Annotated in this window: 7 protein-coding genes, 1 pseudogene and 1 other annotated feature; of the genes and pseudogenes, 2 read left to right on the top strand and 6 right to left on the bottom strand. The window is 66.1% G+C overall.

What is annotated here, in order from left to right; genetic code table 11:
- Positions 1-87: 87 nt before the first annotated feature.
- The 3 genes from thiL to E2E30_RS13480 all read right to left on the bottom strand — a co-directional run bounded on the left by thiL (position 88) and on the right by E2E30_RS13480 (position 5451).
- Positions 88-1038: a thiamine-phosphate kinase gene (gene thiL / locus E2E30_RS13490; protein ID WP_133190606.1), complete on the bottom strand. Its 951-nt coding sequence runs from the start codon at positions 1036-1038 to the stop codon at positions 88-90.
- Positions 1039-1372: 334 nt separating this feature from the next.
- Positions 1373-3688: a putative bifunctional diguanylate cyclase/phosphodiesterase gene (locus tag E2E30_RS13485; RefSeq protein ID WP_133190604.1), complete on the bottom strand. Its 2316-nt coding sequence runs from the start codon at positions 3686-3688 to the stop codon at positions 1373-1375.
- Positions 3688-5451: a ShlB/FhaC/HecB family hemolysin secretion/activation protein gene (locus E2E30_RS13480; RefSeq protein WP_240698936.1), complete on the bottom strand. Its 1764-nt coding sequence runs from the start codon at positions 5449-5451 to the stop codon at positions 3688-3690. The genes E2E30_RS13485 and E2E30_RS13480 overlap by 1 nt, the downstream gene beginning before the upstream one ends.
- A 43-nt stretch (positions 5452-5494) precedes the next feature.
- Between E2E30_RS13480 and E2E30_RS20930 the strand changes: the two genes are divergently transcribed.
- Positions 5495-9055 carry a FecR family protein gene (locus E2E30_RS20930; RefSeq protein ID WP_206365584.1) on the top strand — a complete coding sequence of 1187 codons (3561 nt, stop codon included), beginning with the start codon at positions 5495-5497 and terminating at the stop codon, positions 9053-9055.
- Positions 9056-9118: 63 nt separating this feature from the next.
- Here the strand turns inward: E2E30_RS20930 and E2E30_RS13470 are convergent.
- Positions 9119-10383, bottom strand: a pseudogene (locus E2E30_RS13470) (IS3 family transposase).
- Positions 9952-10110: a sequence feature (AL1L pseudoknot), on the bottom strand. It overlaps the preceding pseudogene by 159 nt.
- A 319-nt stretch (positions 10384-10702) precedes the next feature.
- Here E2E30_RS13470 and E2E30_RS13465 point away from each other — a divergent pair.
- Complete coding sequence (locus E2E30_RS13465) at positions 10703-11068, top strand: bleomycin resistance protein (protein WP_133190602.1); 366 nt, start codon at positions 10703-10705, stop codon at positions 11066-11068.
- 424 nt (positions 11069-11492) lie between these two features.
- On the opposite strand, the gene E2E30_RS13460 is transcribed toward E2E30_RS13465, so the two are convergent.
- Together E2E30_RS13460 and E2E30_RS13455 are read right to left on the bottom strand one after the other, a co-directional pair.
- Positions 11493-12683 carry an IS91 family transposase gene (locus tag E2E30_RS13460; protein ID WP_133190600.1) on the bottom strand — a complete coding sequence of 397 codons (1191 nt, stop codon included), beginning with the start codon at positions 12681-12683 and terminating at the stop codon, positions 11493-11495.
- Between the two features lie 4 nt (positions 12684-12687).
- Entirely contained in the window at positions 12688-13605 is a 918-nt protein-coding gene (locus E2E30_RS13455) for a tyrosine-type recombinase/integrase (protein ID WP_133190598.1), read from the bottom strand.
- Between the last annotated feature and the right edge of the window lie 317 nt (positions 13606-13922).

The raw sequence follows: 13922 nt of genomic DNA, 5'->3' as shown, positions 1-13922 counted from the left end.
GTGGGACGGTACGCGACGGCGGCCCCCACGCTTGCCCGGCAGAGTAACGCGGCGGCGGGGCTTGGCAAGCGGCGTGGTTCGGGCGGGTTAGCCCGCGTGCTGATAGCCGAGCGCGGCGGGGAGCGGCAGCGGCGCCCCGGCGTCGTGTAGCGTCAGGCCCGCGCCCGACGCGAACACGCCGATCCGCGTCGCGGGGGCGGCGGGGGCGCGGTGCGGCGCGAGTGCGAAAAGCAATTGATAGTCGTCCCCCGCGGTCGCCGCGGCGCACCGCGCAGCGCGGGTGTCGCCGGCCTGCGCGCGGTACGCGTCGGACAGCGGGATCGCCGCGAGGTCGATCGTGACGGCGAGCCCGCTTGCCGCCGCCATGCGCTGCGCGTCGATCAACAGGCCGTCGGACACGTCCATCATCGCATGGACCTGCGGGGCGAGCGCTTGACCTGCGGCAAGCTGCGGCTGCGGGCGGCGATAGGCGGCAAGCAGCTCGGCGGGGCCTGGCTGGCCGTGCGCGATGGCGAGCCCTGCGCCGGCATCGCCGATCGTGCCGGTGACCCAGAGCGCGTCGCCAGCCTGCGCGCCGCTGCGCGTCGGCGCGTGTGCGGCGTCGCCGAGCGCGGTGAGCGTGATGACGCGCGGGGCGTGGGCGGGGAGCGAGACGGTGTCGCCGCCAAGGATCGGCGCGGCGAAGGTGATGAGCGCGTCGGCGAGGCCGGCGAGGAAGGCGCTGTCCCAGTCTTCGCTCGGCGAGGCTTCGCCCGCTGTCGCGTCGCCTGGAGGGAGGACGGCAGCGCTTCGCAGCGGGTAGTTGAGCATCACCCCGACGGGCACCGCGCCCTTGGCGGCGAGATCCGACAGGTTGGTCGCGACCAGCTTCCAGGCGACGTCGCCCGGCGGATCGCCGGCGAGGTAGTGCACGCCTTCGACGAGCGCATCGCTCGTCAGCACGAGCCGCCCGAGCCGCGCGGCATCGTCGCGCAAGCCCAGCGCGCCGGGATGGAGCGGCAGCGCGCGCACTGCGGCGAGGAAATCGGCTTCGGTCATGCGCGCCGGTCTAGCCGGGGTGGGCGCGGATGTCTGCTTTCAGTGGGAAGCGGTCTGTCTGCTTTCGGGCGGAAGGCGGCGTAAACAGACCATCGTTCACCTTGCTGCGCAGAAGAAGCGCCTGCCGCTGATCGAGATTAGCGGGTCGGCGTCCCGTTCTCGCGAAAGAATTTTAGGCACTCCGGTTTATTTAGGAACGCGGTAGTAAACCGGCCGGCCGGGAAAGGACACGTGGCCAGAAAGGTACTATCCTTTTTTTGGGGAACTGCACCAAGTGGCATAAATACTTTAGAGCGAGCATTTGGCGCCCACGCCCATGGAGTTCGCCTCTCCCTTAAGCTGCGACCTTGAACTCCTCGCTCAGCAAGGTCACGAACTCGCCAAGCGGAAGCGGCCGACTGATGAAATAACCTTGGATGAGGTCGCACCCGCACGCCGCGAGAAAGTCCAGGCAGGCGCGGTCCTCGACGCCCTCCGCGACGACCTTGAGCCCGAGTTCGTGCGCCAACTCAATCGTCGAGCGCACCAGCACGCTGTCGGCACGATTGACATGCGCGTGCTGGACGAAGCTGCGGTCGATCTTGAGTTCGTTGAGCGGCAATTGCTTGAGATAGGTGAGCGTCGACTGGCCGGTCCCATAATCGTCCATAGAAACCGCCACGCCGATTTCGCGATAGCGGTTCAGCGCGGCAATCGCGCTCGTCGGATCGGACATCGCGGCGGATTCGGTCACTTCGAACACCAGGGCCGTGCTCGGCACGCCCGAGGTAAGCAGTATGTTTTCGACCTGCGCATTGAACGCGGTGTCGGACAGCAAGTTCGCCGAAATATTGACCGCAGCCGTAACCGACCCATGGAGCACGCGCCAGTCGGCGACATCGTGCACGACGCGTCGCAGCACATGTAGCGTAAGCGGCGCAATGCGATTGGTCTTTTCGGCCAGCGGGATGAAGACGTCGGGCCCGACGAACCCGCGTTCGGGATGTCGCCAGCGCACCAGCGCCTCGGTGCTGGTGATCCGTCGTTTGCGCAGATCGTACTTCGGTTGGTAATAGACATCGATCTGGTCAGCGGCGAGCGCGGCATCAAGCTCGCCCATCAACGAGATCGAGCGCTCGAGATTGCCATCATCGGCGACGCTGCGGTGCCAGAAATTCCCCGCCTGCAGCGCTTCGTCCGCCGCCATTGCCGCGTCGACGAGCAAACGTTCGAGCGTGTCGCCAGCCCCGCTGGCGAGACCGAGGGCAATCACGACGTCGACCCGCCGCCCGGCAACTTCGACCGGCTGCAGCATGATCGCGCGCAATCCGTCGAGCGTGTCCTCGATCACTTGATCCTGCGGCAACACGAACGCAAGGTGCCGGTCGGCGGTGCGATAGACCCGCGCATCCTGCGCCACCAGCGCGAGCCGATCGGCGATGCGCAGCACGACATCGGCCCCGCCGCGCGGACCGAGCACCGCAAGCAGGCTGTCGTAATTGTTGAACTGCGTCACCACCAGCGTGCACGTCGCGCCACCCTGCCGCTCCGCCACCAGGGATCGGCCGTTGGGCAAACCGGTCGCCTCGTCGATCGTGCGTTGCAGACGGAACCGTCCGGCGACATCGCGGACCCCGCACGCCAGCCCGGCGACTGCGATCATACCCAGCCCGGCCGCCAGCGGATAGACGATCAGCAGCGCATGCTGCGCGATCAGCACCAGGCCGGCGAGGACGACGTGAGCGCCCAGCATGGCAGGAAGGATAGCGATGCCTCTGGTTCGCACGATCAGCAGGATCGCGACGAGCGCCAGCACCAAGGGCACGATCGGCTCGCCCGCTACGGGCACGCCGCGGAGCAAGGTCTCGGAACCGAGCGCTTGGATGAACACTCCCGGGATGACGCCCCACAATGGTGTCCCGTAGCGATCGCCCATTTCGATCGCGGTCGCGCCGATCAGGATCGAGCGACCGCGCACCAGCGCCGGATCGAACTTGCCGTTGCGCACGTCGATGAAGCTCAAACGCGGGATCGTCGCGGGGTCGATCGACATGTCGATCGGGAAGCCGGTATCGGCGGTGCCCGAGCGCTGCGCAATATAGGCAGAGATCGAGGGTCGCGGGGTGCCTGCGGTAATCGTGCCGAACGGCATCGAGCGGACCTGCCCGTCCCGATCGGGCCGGATGCTGACCGAGGCGAGCGCGACGTTCGGCCGGAACAGCGGGATCGGCAGCGCATCGATCGTGCGCTGGTCGAGCAGGTCGGCGCTCTGGCCGAAGGTCGGCAAGGTCACCATGCCGTCGGCGCGCGCGAGCGCGGCCGCGAATGCGGCGTCGCCTGCCGGATCCGACGCCGACGAGAAATCGACGTCGAACAGGATCGAGGTGGCGCCCGCATGGCGCAGATGATCGACCACTGCGCTGTAATGCGCGCGAGACCAAGGCCAGCGCTTGATCGCCATCGCGCTCTTGGCATCCATCTCGACGACCAGCAGCTTGCCGCTGGCCGCACGATGGACGACGGCGAAACGGGCGGGCGAAATCGCGCGGTCGAGCGCGTCGCCGATCGGTAGCAACGCGAGCAGCGTCCCAATCAGCACGCTGACGCCGAGGATCGCCCAGTTCGAGGTGCGGCGGGCAAAGGCTTTGCCAAAGGCGATAAGGCGTCGCATCAGATCAGCCGCGATAGGCGGAAGGAGAAGCGCGGATTGCGCTTGCCGGTGTCGAAACGATCGGCGTTGAGGGGCAGCGCAACCTCGATCATCGCGCCCAGTTTGCCGCGGCCAGCCCGTACGCCTGCCGCGGTCGACAGCAGTGCGCCACCGCCGCCGCCGCCGCGCAGGTTGGCGACGTAACCGCCATCGACCGAGCCATAGAGCTGCAATCGATCGATAAGCCGCGGCACGGCCCGCCCGAGATCGAAGCGGATCTCGCCCGATCCGAGGATGCCGTTGTCGCCAGTGCGTTCGGCATAGTCGTAGCCACGGCCGAAGATTGGGCCGCCGACACCGATTTCCATCGTCGCCAGCAGCGGGCGCGACGCGACCTGTCCTTCGGATGCGAGCGCCACGCCGACCCGCCCGGTGAGCGGTGCGGTCCATTCGGCGGCATAGCCGAGGATCACGAAACGGGCATCGCCATCGCCGCGCGAACTGCGGGTCGCTCCCTCCTGCGTAACCCCCGGCAGCGGCAGACCGTCGATGAGATGGACCTCGCCGCGCACGATGCCGGATCCCGCGCGTGCCGTCCCGTTGAGCGACCCAGTCAAGGTCGCGATACGATCATTGCGCAAGGGGAAGCCGAGCAGGCTCTGATTGCTGCGCAGGCCGCGCACCTCGATCGTTCCCCACAGGCTGTCGGCCCGCGTCCGTATGATCGGCTTGGAATAGAAGACGCTGGCGTCATAGCTTTCGCCGGTCACGTCGAGCGGCGCGAGCGATCCGCCGGGCTTGGCGCGCCCATAGGATGCCGATGCCGACAGGATCGCGCCGTTCGCATCGATTGGTGCCGAATAGCGGCCACGCACGAACAGAAACTCGGAGGGATTGATCGGGGTCTGCGCGACGACAAAACTCGCTTCGTCCCCCGATCGGAACAGGCCGCGCGCATTGGCGATGATCGTCGAGCGCAGTGGCCCGACTTCCTTGCTGCCGCGATTGTCGATCTGCGCATAGGCGCTCAGCCGATCCTCGGCGATGGTGACCAAGAGGATGCCAAAGCCATCCTGCCGGACGAATTTGCTCTCCTTGACGCTGACGCCGGGAATGTCGCCGACGAGCAGGATCGCTCGTTCCAATTGCTCGCGACGCACGGCTCGCCCGGTAACCAGTGCGGTGGTCAAGATGTGGTCGGCACGCGCGTTGGCATGGCCAATGACGCGAACCGCCGCCAGCGAACCGGCGTCGAGTCGCACGCGCAAAACACCATTCTCCAGCGTTTGCGGTTCGATCCATGCGCTGGCGAAGGGATAGCCCGCCTGGCGCGCAACATCGGCCACTCTGTGCGACAGCGCCTTGAGATCGGCACCCGTAAGATCGCGGCCGATATAGTCGACGAGCGTCTCGCTGAACTGGCTACGGGCGATTTCGCCGCCGCCCTCGACGATGATCGCGTTGGCGAGACGGGTCTCAGTCTGCGCCTCCGGCCTTGCGACTTTCAGAGCGATCGACTCCACGGGATCGGCCGTAGGCGGCGCCTCCACGGCTTGCGGGACGACACGCTCGAGGATCGAAGGGTCGGCGCGGTTCAACTGTGTCTGCGCCTGTGCAGCACCCCACGGACTCAATGCAGCGGCACCCCCTGCCAGCACGCTTCTAACACCACGCATCCATAAATCCCCAACCAATGTGGTGAGGTTAGCGGCCAAGCATTTGCAAAAGGTTAGCCTGGGTTTGACTAATATGAATTTTACCAAATCGTTGAACCTCCCGCACATGCGCCCCCGCTAATCAGGGGTGATGAAATCAAAGGGGATGGGCATGCGAAAAGCGTTTGTCGCGATGCTGGCGGCGAGCTGCTCTTCAGCGGCTGTTGCGAGCGAACCGGGCTGGATCGTCAGCGAAATCAGTGGGTCGGTCCAAATTGCACGCGCTGGGACGAGCAAGGTCGCGACTCGCGGGATTGGCATCTCCGCTGGTGACACCGTTTCGACAGGGCCTGGCGGACGTGCCGTTCTGGTTCGTGGCAGCGAATATCTGATGGTCGCCGCCAACTCGCGGCTGCGCCTTCCCGAGGCGCAGCAGGCGAATGGCTTCACGCAGATGTTCGAAGATTTCGGCAACGTCGTCTTCATGATCAAAAAGAAAATGACGCCGCATTTCGAGGTAAAGACGCCTTACCTCGCCGCCGTCGTCAAGGGCACGACCTTCTCCGTCGGGGTGACCGCGGCGGGGGCTTCCGTGCAGGTACTCGAGGGTGCGGTCGACGTCGCGACGGTCGATAATGGCGCGCATGAACTGCTGCGTCCAGGCGCGGTCGCGCAGGTCGGTGCGAACGATCTGTATCGGTTGGCGGTGGAAAGCGATGGCGTCCGCCGCGTGATCGTGTCGCCCGCGGCGCCGACCGCCCCGGTGATGTCGTCCCCGGCCGCTTCTGCGGAAACGCCAGCAGCGGACGCTGCTGCGCCGGCCGCAGTCGCTTCTGCGCCCGATGCGACCGTGCCTGCTCCTAGTGCGCCTCCAGTCCCGCCGAGTGCCGCCGTCGTCGCGCCGAGTGCCGAAGCCACGGTGCCCAAGCAGGCGGCGATCGTCGCGGCTGTGTACGAAGCGCCCGTTTCGCTCGCCACCGTTACTGGCGGGCTGGTGACCGGCATGAGTGGTGCCAATATTTCCGACGTTTCGAACGCGACGCGTGTCGCAGCCGAGGCCTCGAATTCAGTCGTCAAGGCAGTTGAGATCGCATCGAATTCGACCGCGGGCGATGCGGTGAGGGACAAAACGACGCAGTCGGTGGTGGCCGTGGTCGAACGCGCTACCGCGACCGCGGCGAAAGCCGATACCGATAAGAGCAAGAGCGGAGCGGATGTTGCGACCGCTACTGCGGCTGCGGACCAGGTGGCCAAGGATGCGGCAAAGGCTGCAGACCAGGCTGCAAAGGATGCCACCGACAAGGCAGCGCAAGACGCCGCCAAGGCCGCGTCGGACAAGGCGGCCAAGGATGCGGCAAAGGCTGCGGACCAGGCTGCAAAGGATGCCGCCGACAAGGCTGCGCAAGACGCCGCCAAGGCCGCGTCGGACCAGGCGTCCAAGGACGCGGCAAAGGCTGCAGACCAGGCTGCCAAGGATGCCGCCGACAAGGCTGCGCAAGACGCCGCCAAGGCCGCGTCGAACCAGGCGTCCAAGGATGCGGCAAAGGCTGCAGACCAGGCTGCAAAGGATGCCACCGACAAGGCAGCGCAAGACGCCGCCAAGGCCGCGTCGGACAAGGCGGCTAAGGATGCGGCGAAAACGGCGGACCAGGCCGCCAAGGATGCCGCGGACAAGGCTGCGCAAGACACTGCCAAGGCCGCGTCGGACCAGGCAGCCAAGGATGCGGCGAAAACGGCGGACCAGGCCGCCAAGGATGCCGCGGACAAGGCCGCACAAGACGCCGCCAAGGCCGCGTCGGACAAGGCGGCTAAGGATGCGGCGAAAACGGCGGACCAGGCCGCCAAGGATGCCGTGGACAAGGCCGCACAAGACGCCGCCAAGGCCGCGTCGGACAAGGCGGCTAAGGATGCGGCAAAGGCTGCAGACCAGGCTGCCAAGGATGCCGCCGACAAGGCTGCGCAAGACGCCGCCAAGGCCGCGTCGGACCAGGCGTCCAAGGACGCGGCAAAGGCTGCAGACCAGGCTGCCAAGGATGCCGCCGACAAGGCAGCGCAAGACGCCGCCAAGGCCGCGTCGGACAAGGCGTCTAAGGATGCGGCAAAGGCTGCAGACCAGGCTGCCAAGGATGCCGCCGACAAGGCTGCGCAAGACGCCGCCAAAGCCGCGTCGGACACGGCGGCCAAGGATGCGGCAAAGGCTGCAGACCAGGCCGCCAAGGATGCCGCGGACAAGGCTGCGCAAGACGCCGCCAAAGCCGCGTCGGACAAGGCGGCTAAGGACGCGGCAAAGGCTGCGGACCAGGCTGCCAAGGATGCCGCCGACAAGGCAGCGCAAGACGCCGCCAAGGCCGCGTCGGACAAGGCGTCTAAGGATGCGGCAAAGGCTGCAGACCAGGCTGCCAAGGATGCCGCCGACAAGGCTGCGCAAGACGCCGCCAAAGCCGCGTCGGACACGGCGGCCAAGGATGCGGCAAAGGCTGCAGACCAGGCCGCCAAGGATGCCGCGGACAAGGCTGCGCAAGACGCCGCCAAAGCCGCGTCGGACAAGGCGGCTAAGGACGCGGCAAAGGCTGCGGACCAGGCTGCCAAGGATGCCGCCGACAAGGCTGCGCAAGACGCCGCCAAGGCCGCGTCGAACCAGGCGTCCAAGGATGCGGCAAAGGCTGCAGACCAGGCTGCAAAGGATGCCGCCGACAAGGCAGCGCAAGACGCCGCCAAGGCCGCGTCGGACAAGGCGTCTAAGGATGCGGCAAAGGCTGCAGACCAGGCTGCCAACGATGCCGCCGACAAGGCAGCGCAAGACGCCGCCAAGGCCGCGTCGGACAAGGCGTCCAAGGATGCGGCAAAGGCTGCAGACCAGGCTGCCAACGATGCCGCCGACAAGGCTGCGCAAGACGCCGCCAAAGCCGCGTCGGACAAGGCGGCCAAGGATGCGGCAAAGGCTGCAGACCAGGCCGCCAAGGATGCCGCGGACAAGGCTGCGCAAGACACTGCCAAGGCCGCGTCGGACCAGGCAGCCAAGGATGCGGCAAAGGCTGCAGACCAAGCCGCCAAGGATGCCGCGGACAAGGCTGCGCAAGACGCCGCCAAGGCAGCGTCGGACAAGGCGGCCAAGGATGCGGCAAAGGCTGCAGACCAGGCTGCCAAGGATGCCGCGGACAAGGCTGCGCAAGACGCCGCCAAAGCCGCGTCGGACAAGGCGGCCAAGGATGCGGCAAAGGCTGCAGACCAGGCCGCCAAGGATGCCGCGGACAAGGCTGCGCAAGACGCCGCCAAAGCCGCGTCGGACAAGGCGGCTAAGGACGCGGCAAAGGCTGCGGACCAGGCCGCCAAGGATGCCGCCGACAAGGCAGCGCAAGACGCCGCCAAGGCAGCGTCGGACAAGGCGGCCAAGGATGCGGCAAAGGCTGCGGACCAGGCTGCCAAGGATGCCGCGGACAAGGCTGCGCAAGACGCCGCCAAGGCCGCGTCGGACAAGGCGGCTAAGGATGCGGCAAAGGCTGCAGACCAGGCTGCCAACGATGCCGCCGACAAGGCTGCGCAAGACGCCGCCAAAGCCGCGTCGGACAAGGCGGCCAAGGATGCGGCAAAGGCTGCAGACCAGGCCGCCAAGGATGCCGCGGACAAGGCTGCGCAAGACACTGCCAAGGCCGCGTCGGACCAGGCAGCCAAGGATGCGGCAAAGGCTGCGGACCAGGCCGCGAAGGATGCTGCCAAGGCCGCGTCTGGCTGACCGGCGACCGGCAGTCCAGCGCTGTGAACCGCGCCGGGTCTACCGGAGGCGTTGGGTTGTGAGTCACGCTGCCATATCGATGTTGTCCGCGGCAGCATAATATTGATCTTCGGCTTCGGAAGGCGGGATGTTGCCGATGGGCTCCAGCAGCCGGCGATGGTTGAACCAGTCGACCCATTCGAGGGTGGCGTACTCGACGGCTTCGAAGCTGCGCCAGGGTCTACGCCTGTGGATGACCTCGGCCTTAAAGAGGCCATTGATCGTCTCGGCCAAAGCGTTGTCGTAGCTGTCGCCGACGCTGCCGACCGACGGCTCGATCCCGGCCTCGGCGAGGCGCTCGGTGTACTTGATGGACACGTATTGCGAGCCTCGATCGCTATGATGGATGAGGTCGCCCCGATGGGTCGGCCGACGATCGTGAAGCGTCTGTTCCAAGGCATCGAGGACGAAGCTGGCATGAGCCGTCCTGCTGGCCCGCCAGCCGACGATCCGCCGAGCATAGGTATCGATGACGAAGGCGACGTAGACGAACCCCGCTAAAGGCTCGCGACGTACGTGAAGTCTGAGACCTACAGCATGTTCGGCGCTGGCGCGTAGAACTGGCGGTTGACGTGATCGAGCGGGCACGGCGCAGCCTTGTCGCTGATTGTCGTGCGCACCGGCTTGCCCCGGATCACCCCTGCCAAGCCCATCTCACGCATCAGCCGGGCGACCGTACAGCGGGCCACGGACACGCCCTCCCGCATCATCTGCCGCCAGACCTTGCGCACGCCGTCGACCGCGAAGTTCTCGGCGAACACGCGCGCGATCTCAGGCTTTAGGACCGCATCCTGCCGCGCTCGCGCCGACAGGCGTGCCGGATCCTGTCGCTGCGCGACGCGCTCGTAGTAGGTGGATGGGGCGATCGGCAGGTCGCGGCAGATCGGCTCGACCCCATAGACATCGCGGTGCCTCAGGAAAACAGCCTCCCAGGCTGTTTTCTGATCTTCGGCACCGTCAATGAAGGCGATCATCGCCGGAACGGGCGGTCGAGCTCCGCCTGCGCAAAATATGCCGACGCCTTGCGTAAAAATCTCGTTGGCCTGCCGGACCTCGCGCTCGAGCCTCTTCACCTTGTCGGCAACCTCGGTCGGGACACCAGCACGCTTGCCGCTGTTGACCTCTGCCTTCTTCACCCACTCGTGCAGCGTCTGCGGAACGCAGCCGATCTTCTCCGCGATCGACACCACCGCTGCCCATCGCGAGGGATGATCCCGCTCATGGTCGAAAACCATCCGTACCGCGCGTTCGCGAACTTCCGGCGCAAACTTGTTCGTCGTCTTGCTCATACAGGCTCCACCTTCTTAGGAGTTAGAGCCTGCGGCAAACCCGGCGCGGTTCACCGTTGGACAGGTGTCGCAGCAGCGCGGCCGAAAGCTGCCGATCCGCAATCCACCATCTATTGCCCTTTAGCGGATTGAATGTGGTCACCCAAACGCGCCGTTCGATGGACATTAACGACCGGCTGGTTTCGGGAAGCGGACAGGGTGGCATGAATGTCGTGTATTGGGTCATCGCCGCAATAAACCGGCTTAGTGGCTCGCCGCCACTTGCGGACACACGGCAAACGCGATCTACCTCGCACGAATCGAGACTGGAACCGTCAAGATGCCCGATTTCGCAACGCCCAACCTTCCCTCAAGAAAATTCGAGAACACAGCCCGCTTCTATGCGCTGATTGGTTTTGAGGAGACTTGGAGAGACGCTGGATGGATGATCCTGAAACGCGGTGGTCTCACTCTAGAATTCTTCCCATTTCCCGATCTCGATCCAGCTCAAAGCTCGTTTAGCTGCTGTTTCAGAATGGACGACGTGGACGCGTTCTTCAAAGTCGTTTTAGCGGGCGGTGTGCCCGAAGCTACCAAAGGCTGGCCACGGGTACATCCTCCAAAAAAGGAACCTTGGGGCGGGATCGTTGGAGCGCTGATCGATCCGGATGGATCGCTGATCAGGTTTATTCAAGCGCCAGTCTGAACGGAAGTGTCGTAGCCACCTAATGCCGGTCGGCGGCCGGATCGAACGGCCGCGAAGCTCGTAGCGTTGGTCTGAACGGGCGGCGGAAGTTGGGGCGCCGAAAATCGCCCGCGAACGTCGGATCCTGTGAAGGATATCGGATGCCGGCAGGCGAACGATATCCTCCAAAGCAGGAAGGCGCGGGCCGCGCGCGTTGCCTATGGGGATTTCGGTTTTTGCCCGGTCGTGCGGCGGGCACACTGACGGGTGGGACGCGCATCGATGTGTCGGAACGTGGGGCGCAGGGGCGACATGCCGCGTAGCTGGTGACCAGGATCGGGGCTTGAAGTGGTCGTCGGCGCGATCGGCGAAGGTGCCAACGTGAGCGGCATCGTCGCCGGAAGCACAAGACTTTCGGTGCGCGGTGAGGGCGAGCCATGCCGGGTCATGACGGGGTCGTCCCGGTCGATGCGATGCTATGCGGCGGGGCGCGCGGCTGTCGCCAGCGTTCGAAGGTTTCGATGATGACCATGTGCCCGCCGCAGCATGGGCATGGCGGGCGAACATCGGTCGGCTCGTCGGGCGCAACATCCGGCGGCGGCGCTACGCCAAGCAACTGCCGGGCGTGTTCGAGATGGGCCTTGCGGGTGGCGCCGGCGAGCAGGCCGTAGTGGCGGATGCGGTGGAACCCGCGCGGCAGGACGTGGAGCAGGAAGCGGCGGATGAACTCGTCTGTCGCCAGCGTCATAACCTCCTGGCGATCGGCACCGACGCGGCGATAGTCCTTGTAGCGCATGGTGACGCCGGCCTCGTCGAAGGCGAGCAGGCGACTGTTCGAGATCGCCACGCGGTGGGTGTAGCGTGACAGATAGGCGAGCACGGCCTGCGGCCCGGCGAACGGCGGTTTAGCGTAGACGACCCAGTTCGTTTTGCGGACCGGGGACAGGTGGCGCAGGAAGGCGCGGCGATCGGTCAGGTGCGCGAGGGTGCCGAAGAAGCCGAGCCGCCCCGCCGCATGGAGCGCCATCAGCCGGGTCAGGAACAGGCGGCGGAACAGCTTGCCCAGCACCTTGACCGGCAGCAGGAACGCCGGTCGCGAGGAGATCCAGCGCGTGCCGTCCCGCGCTATGCCGCCACCCGGCACGATCATGTGGACATGCGGATGGTGGGTCAGCGCCGACCCCCATGTATGCAGCACTGCGGTGATACCGATGCGGGCGCCGAGATGCTTCGGATCGGCGGCGATCGTCAGCATCGTCTCGGACGCCGCCTTGAACAGCAGGTCGTAGACCAGCGCCTTGTTGTGGAACGCGACATCGGCGACCTCGGCGGGCAGCGTGAAGACCACATGAAAGTATCCGACCGGCAGCAGGTCGGCCTCGCGTTCGGCGAGCCAGGCGCGGGCGGCCGCGCCCTGGCACCGCGGGCAGTGCCGGTTGCGACAACTGTTATAGGCGACCCGCCAGTGCCCGCAGTCGGTGCAGGCCTCGACGTGACCGCCCATCACGGCGGTGCGGCAATGCTCGATCGCCGACATGACCTTCAGCTGGTGCAGGCTCAGATGCCCGGCATGGGCGGCTCGGTACGCAGGCCCTGCGCTGCGGAAGATGTCGGCGACCTCGATCCCGGTGCGCACCGGTTCAACCGGCGGGTGGCCCTGTTCGCTCTTGGCCCGCCATCAGCGCCATCAACCGGTCGAGCGGGCTGGTGACGGCGCGGATCGTGCGGGTGGCGACCTTGGTGTAGAGCGCGGTCGTCTCAAGCTTACTGTGCCCGAGCAACACCTGGATCACGCGGATATCGACATCCTGTTCGAGCAGGTGCGTCACAAAACTGTGGCGCAGCGTGTGCGGGCTGACGCGCTTGCGGATCCCGGCCGCCTCGGCCGCCTCGCAGACCGCGCGGTGAAGCTGCCGCGTCGAGATCGGATCGGTGTAGCTGCGCCCGGGAAACAGCCAGCCGTGCGGCAGCAGGACGCTGCGCCGCTTGCCCTCGCGCCACCACAGCCGCAGCAGCTCGAGCAGTTGCGGCGACAGCATGGCGTTGCGGTCCTTGCGCCCCTTGCCCTCCTCGATCCGGATCAGCATGCGCTTGCTGTCGATATCGTCGGCCTTGAGATGCGCCACCTCCGACACGCGCAGGCCTGCGCCATAGGCAACGCCCAGCGCCGCGCGGTATTTGATGCCCGGTGCCGCCTCGAGCAGCCTGGCCACCTCATCGACGCTCAGCACGTCGGGCAGCTTCCTGGGACGATGCGCGAGCACCAGCCGCCGCGACAGGTCGGGTCGCTCGAGCGTCACGTCGAACAGAAAGCGCAGTGCCGACACCGAGCCGTTGATCGTGGACTCGCCGACACCGTGTTCGCGCTGATGAAGCTGGAAGCGGCGCACGTCCTCCGCGGTCGCGGTATCGGGCGAGCGCCCGAGGAACGCTGCGAAGGCACGGACGTGGCGGACATAATCGTGCTGGGTCCGCGCGCGCATCGCACGCATCGCCATGTCGTCGAGCATGCGCTGACGCAGCGGGGTGACGGGTGGGTCGATCGGTTGAGTCGCCATGATGAGTTCCTCTCGTTCAAGGAACTCCATCGTCCGCCACTGCCTCCGCAGGGCCAAACCTCAGCGCAGACGCGCTACCTCACCGCCAACACCACTGCCGCGCAGCGGCTTCGTGCATTGGGTCGTCGCTGCTGCGGCAGGTGTCGACCAACTCAAGCCGCGCCCCTACTAGCGTGTGAATGGCCGCTCGTGCCGGAACCTGCCGTTCAGTTTCCAATAAGCGGCCTGGCGGCAGTGTGCCCTTTCACGACATTCAGACGGTGCTTGGCCATCGCTGAAACCTGCTGTCCGCAAATTCTTGGGAACGACGCACGAGA

It is taken from the genome of Sphingomonas sp. AAP5 (assembly GCF_004354345.1).
Lineage (GTDB): Bacteria > Pseudomonadota > Alphaproteobacteria > Sphingomonadales > Sphingomonadaceae > Sphingomonas > Sphingomonas glacialis.
This window is presented reverse-complemented; position numbering and strand designations above follow the sequence as displayed.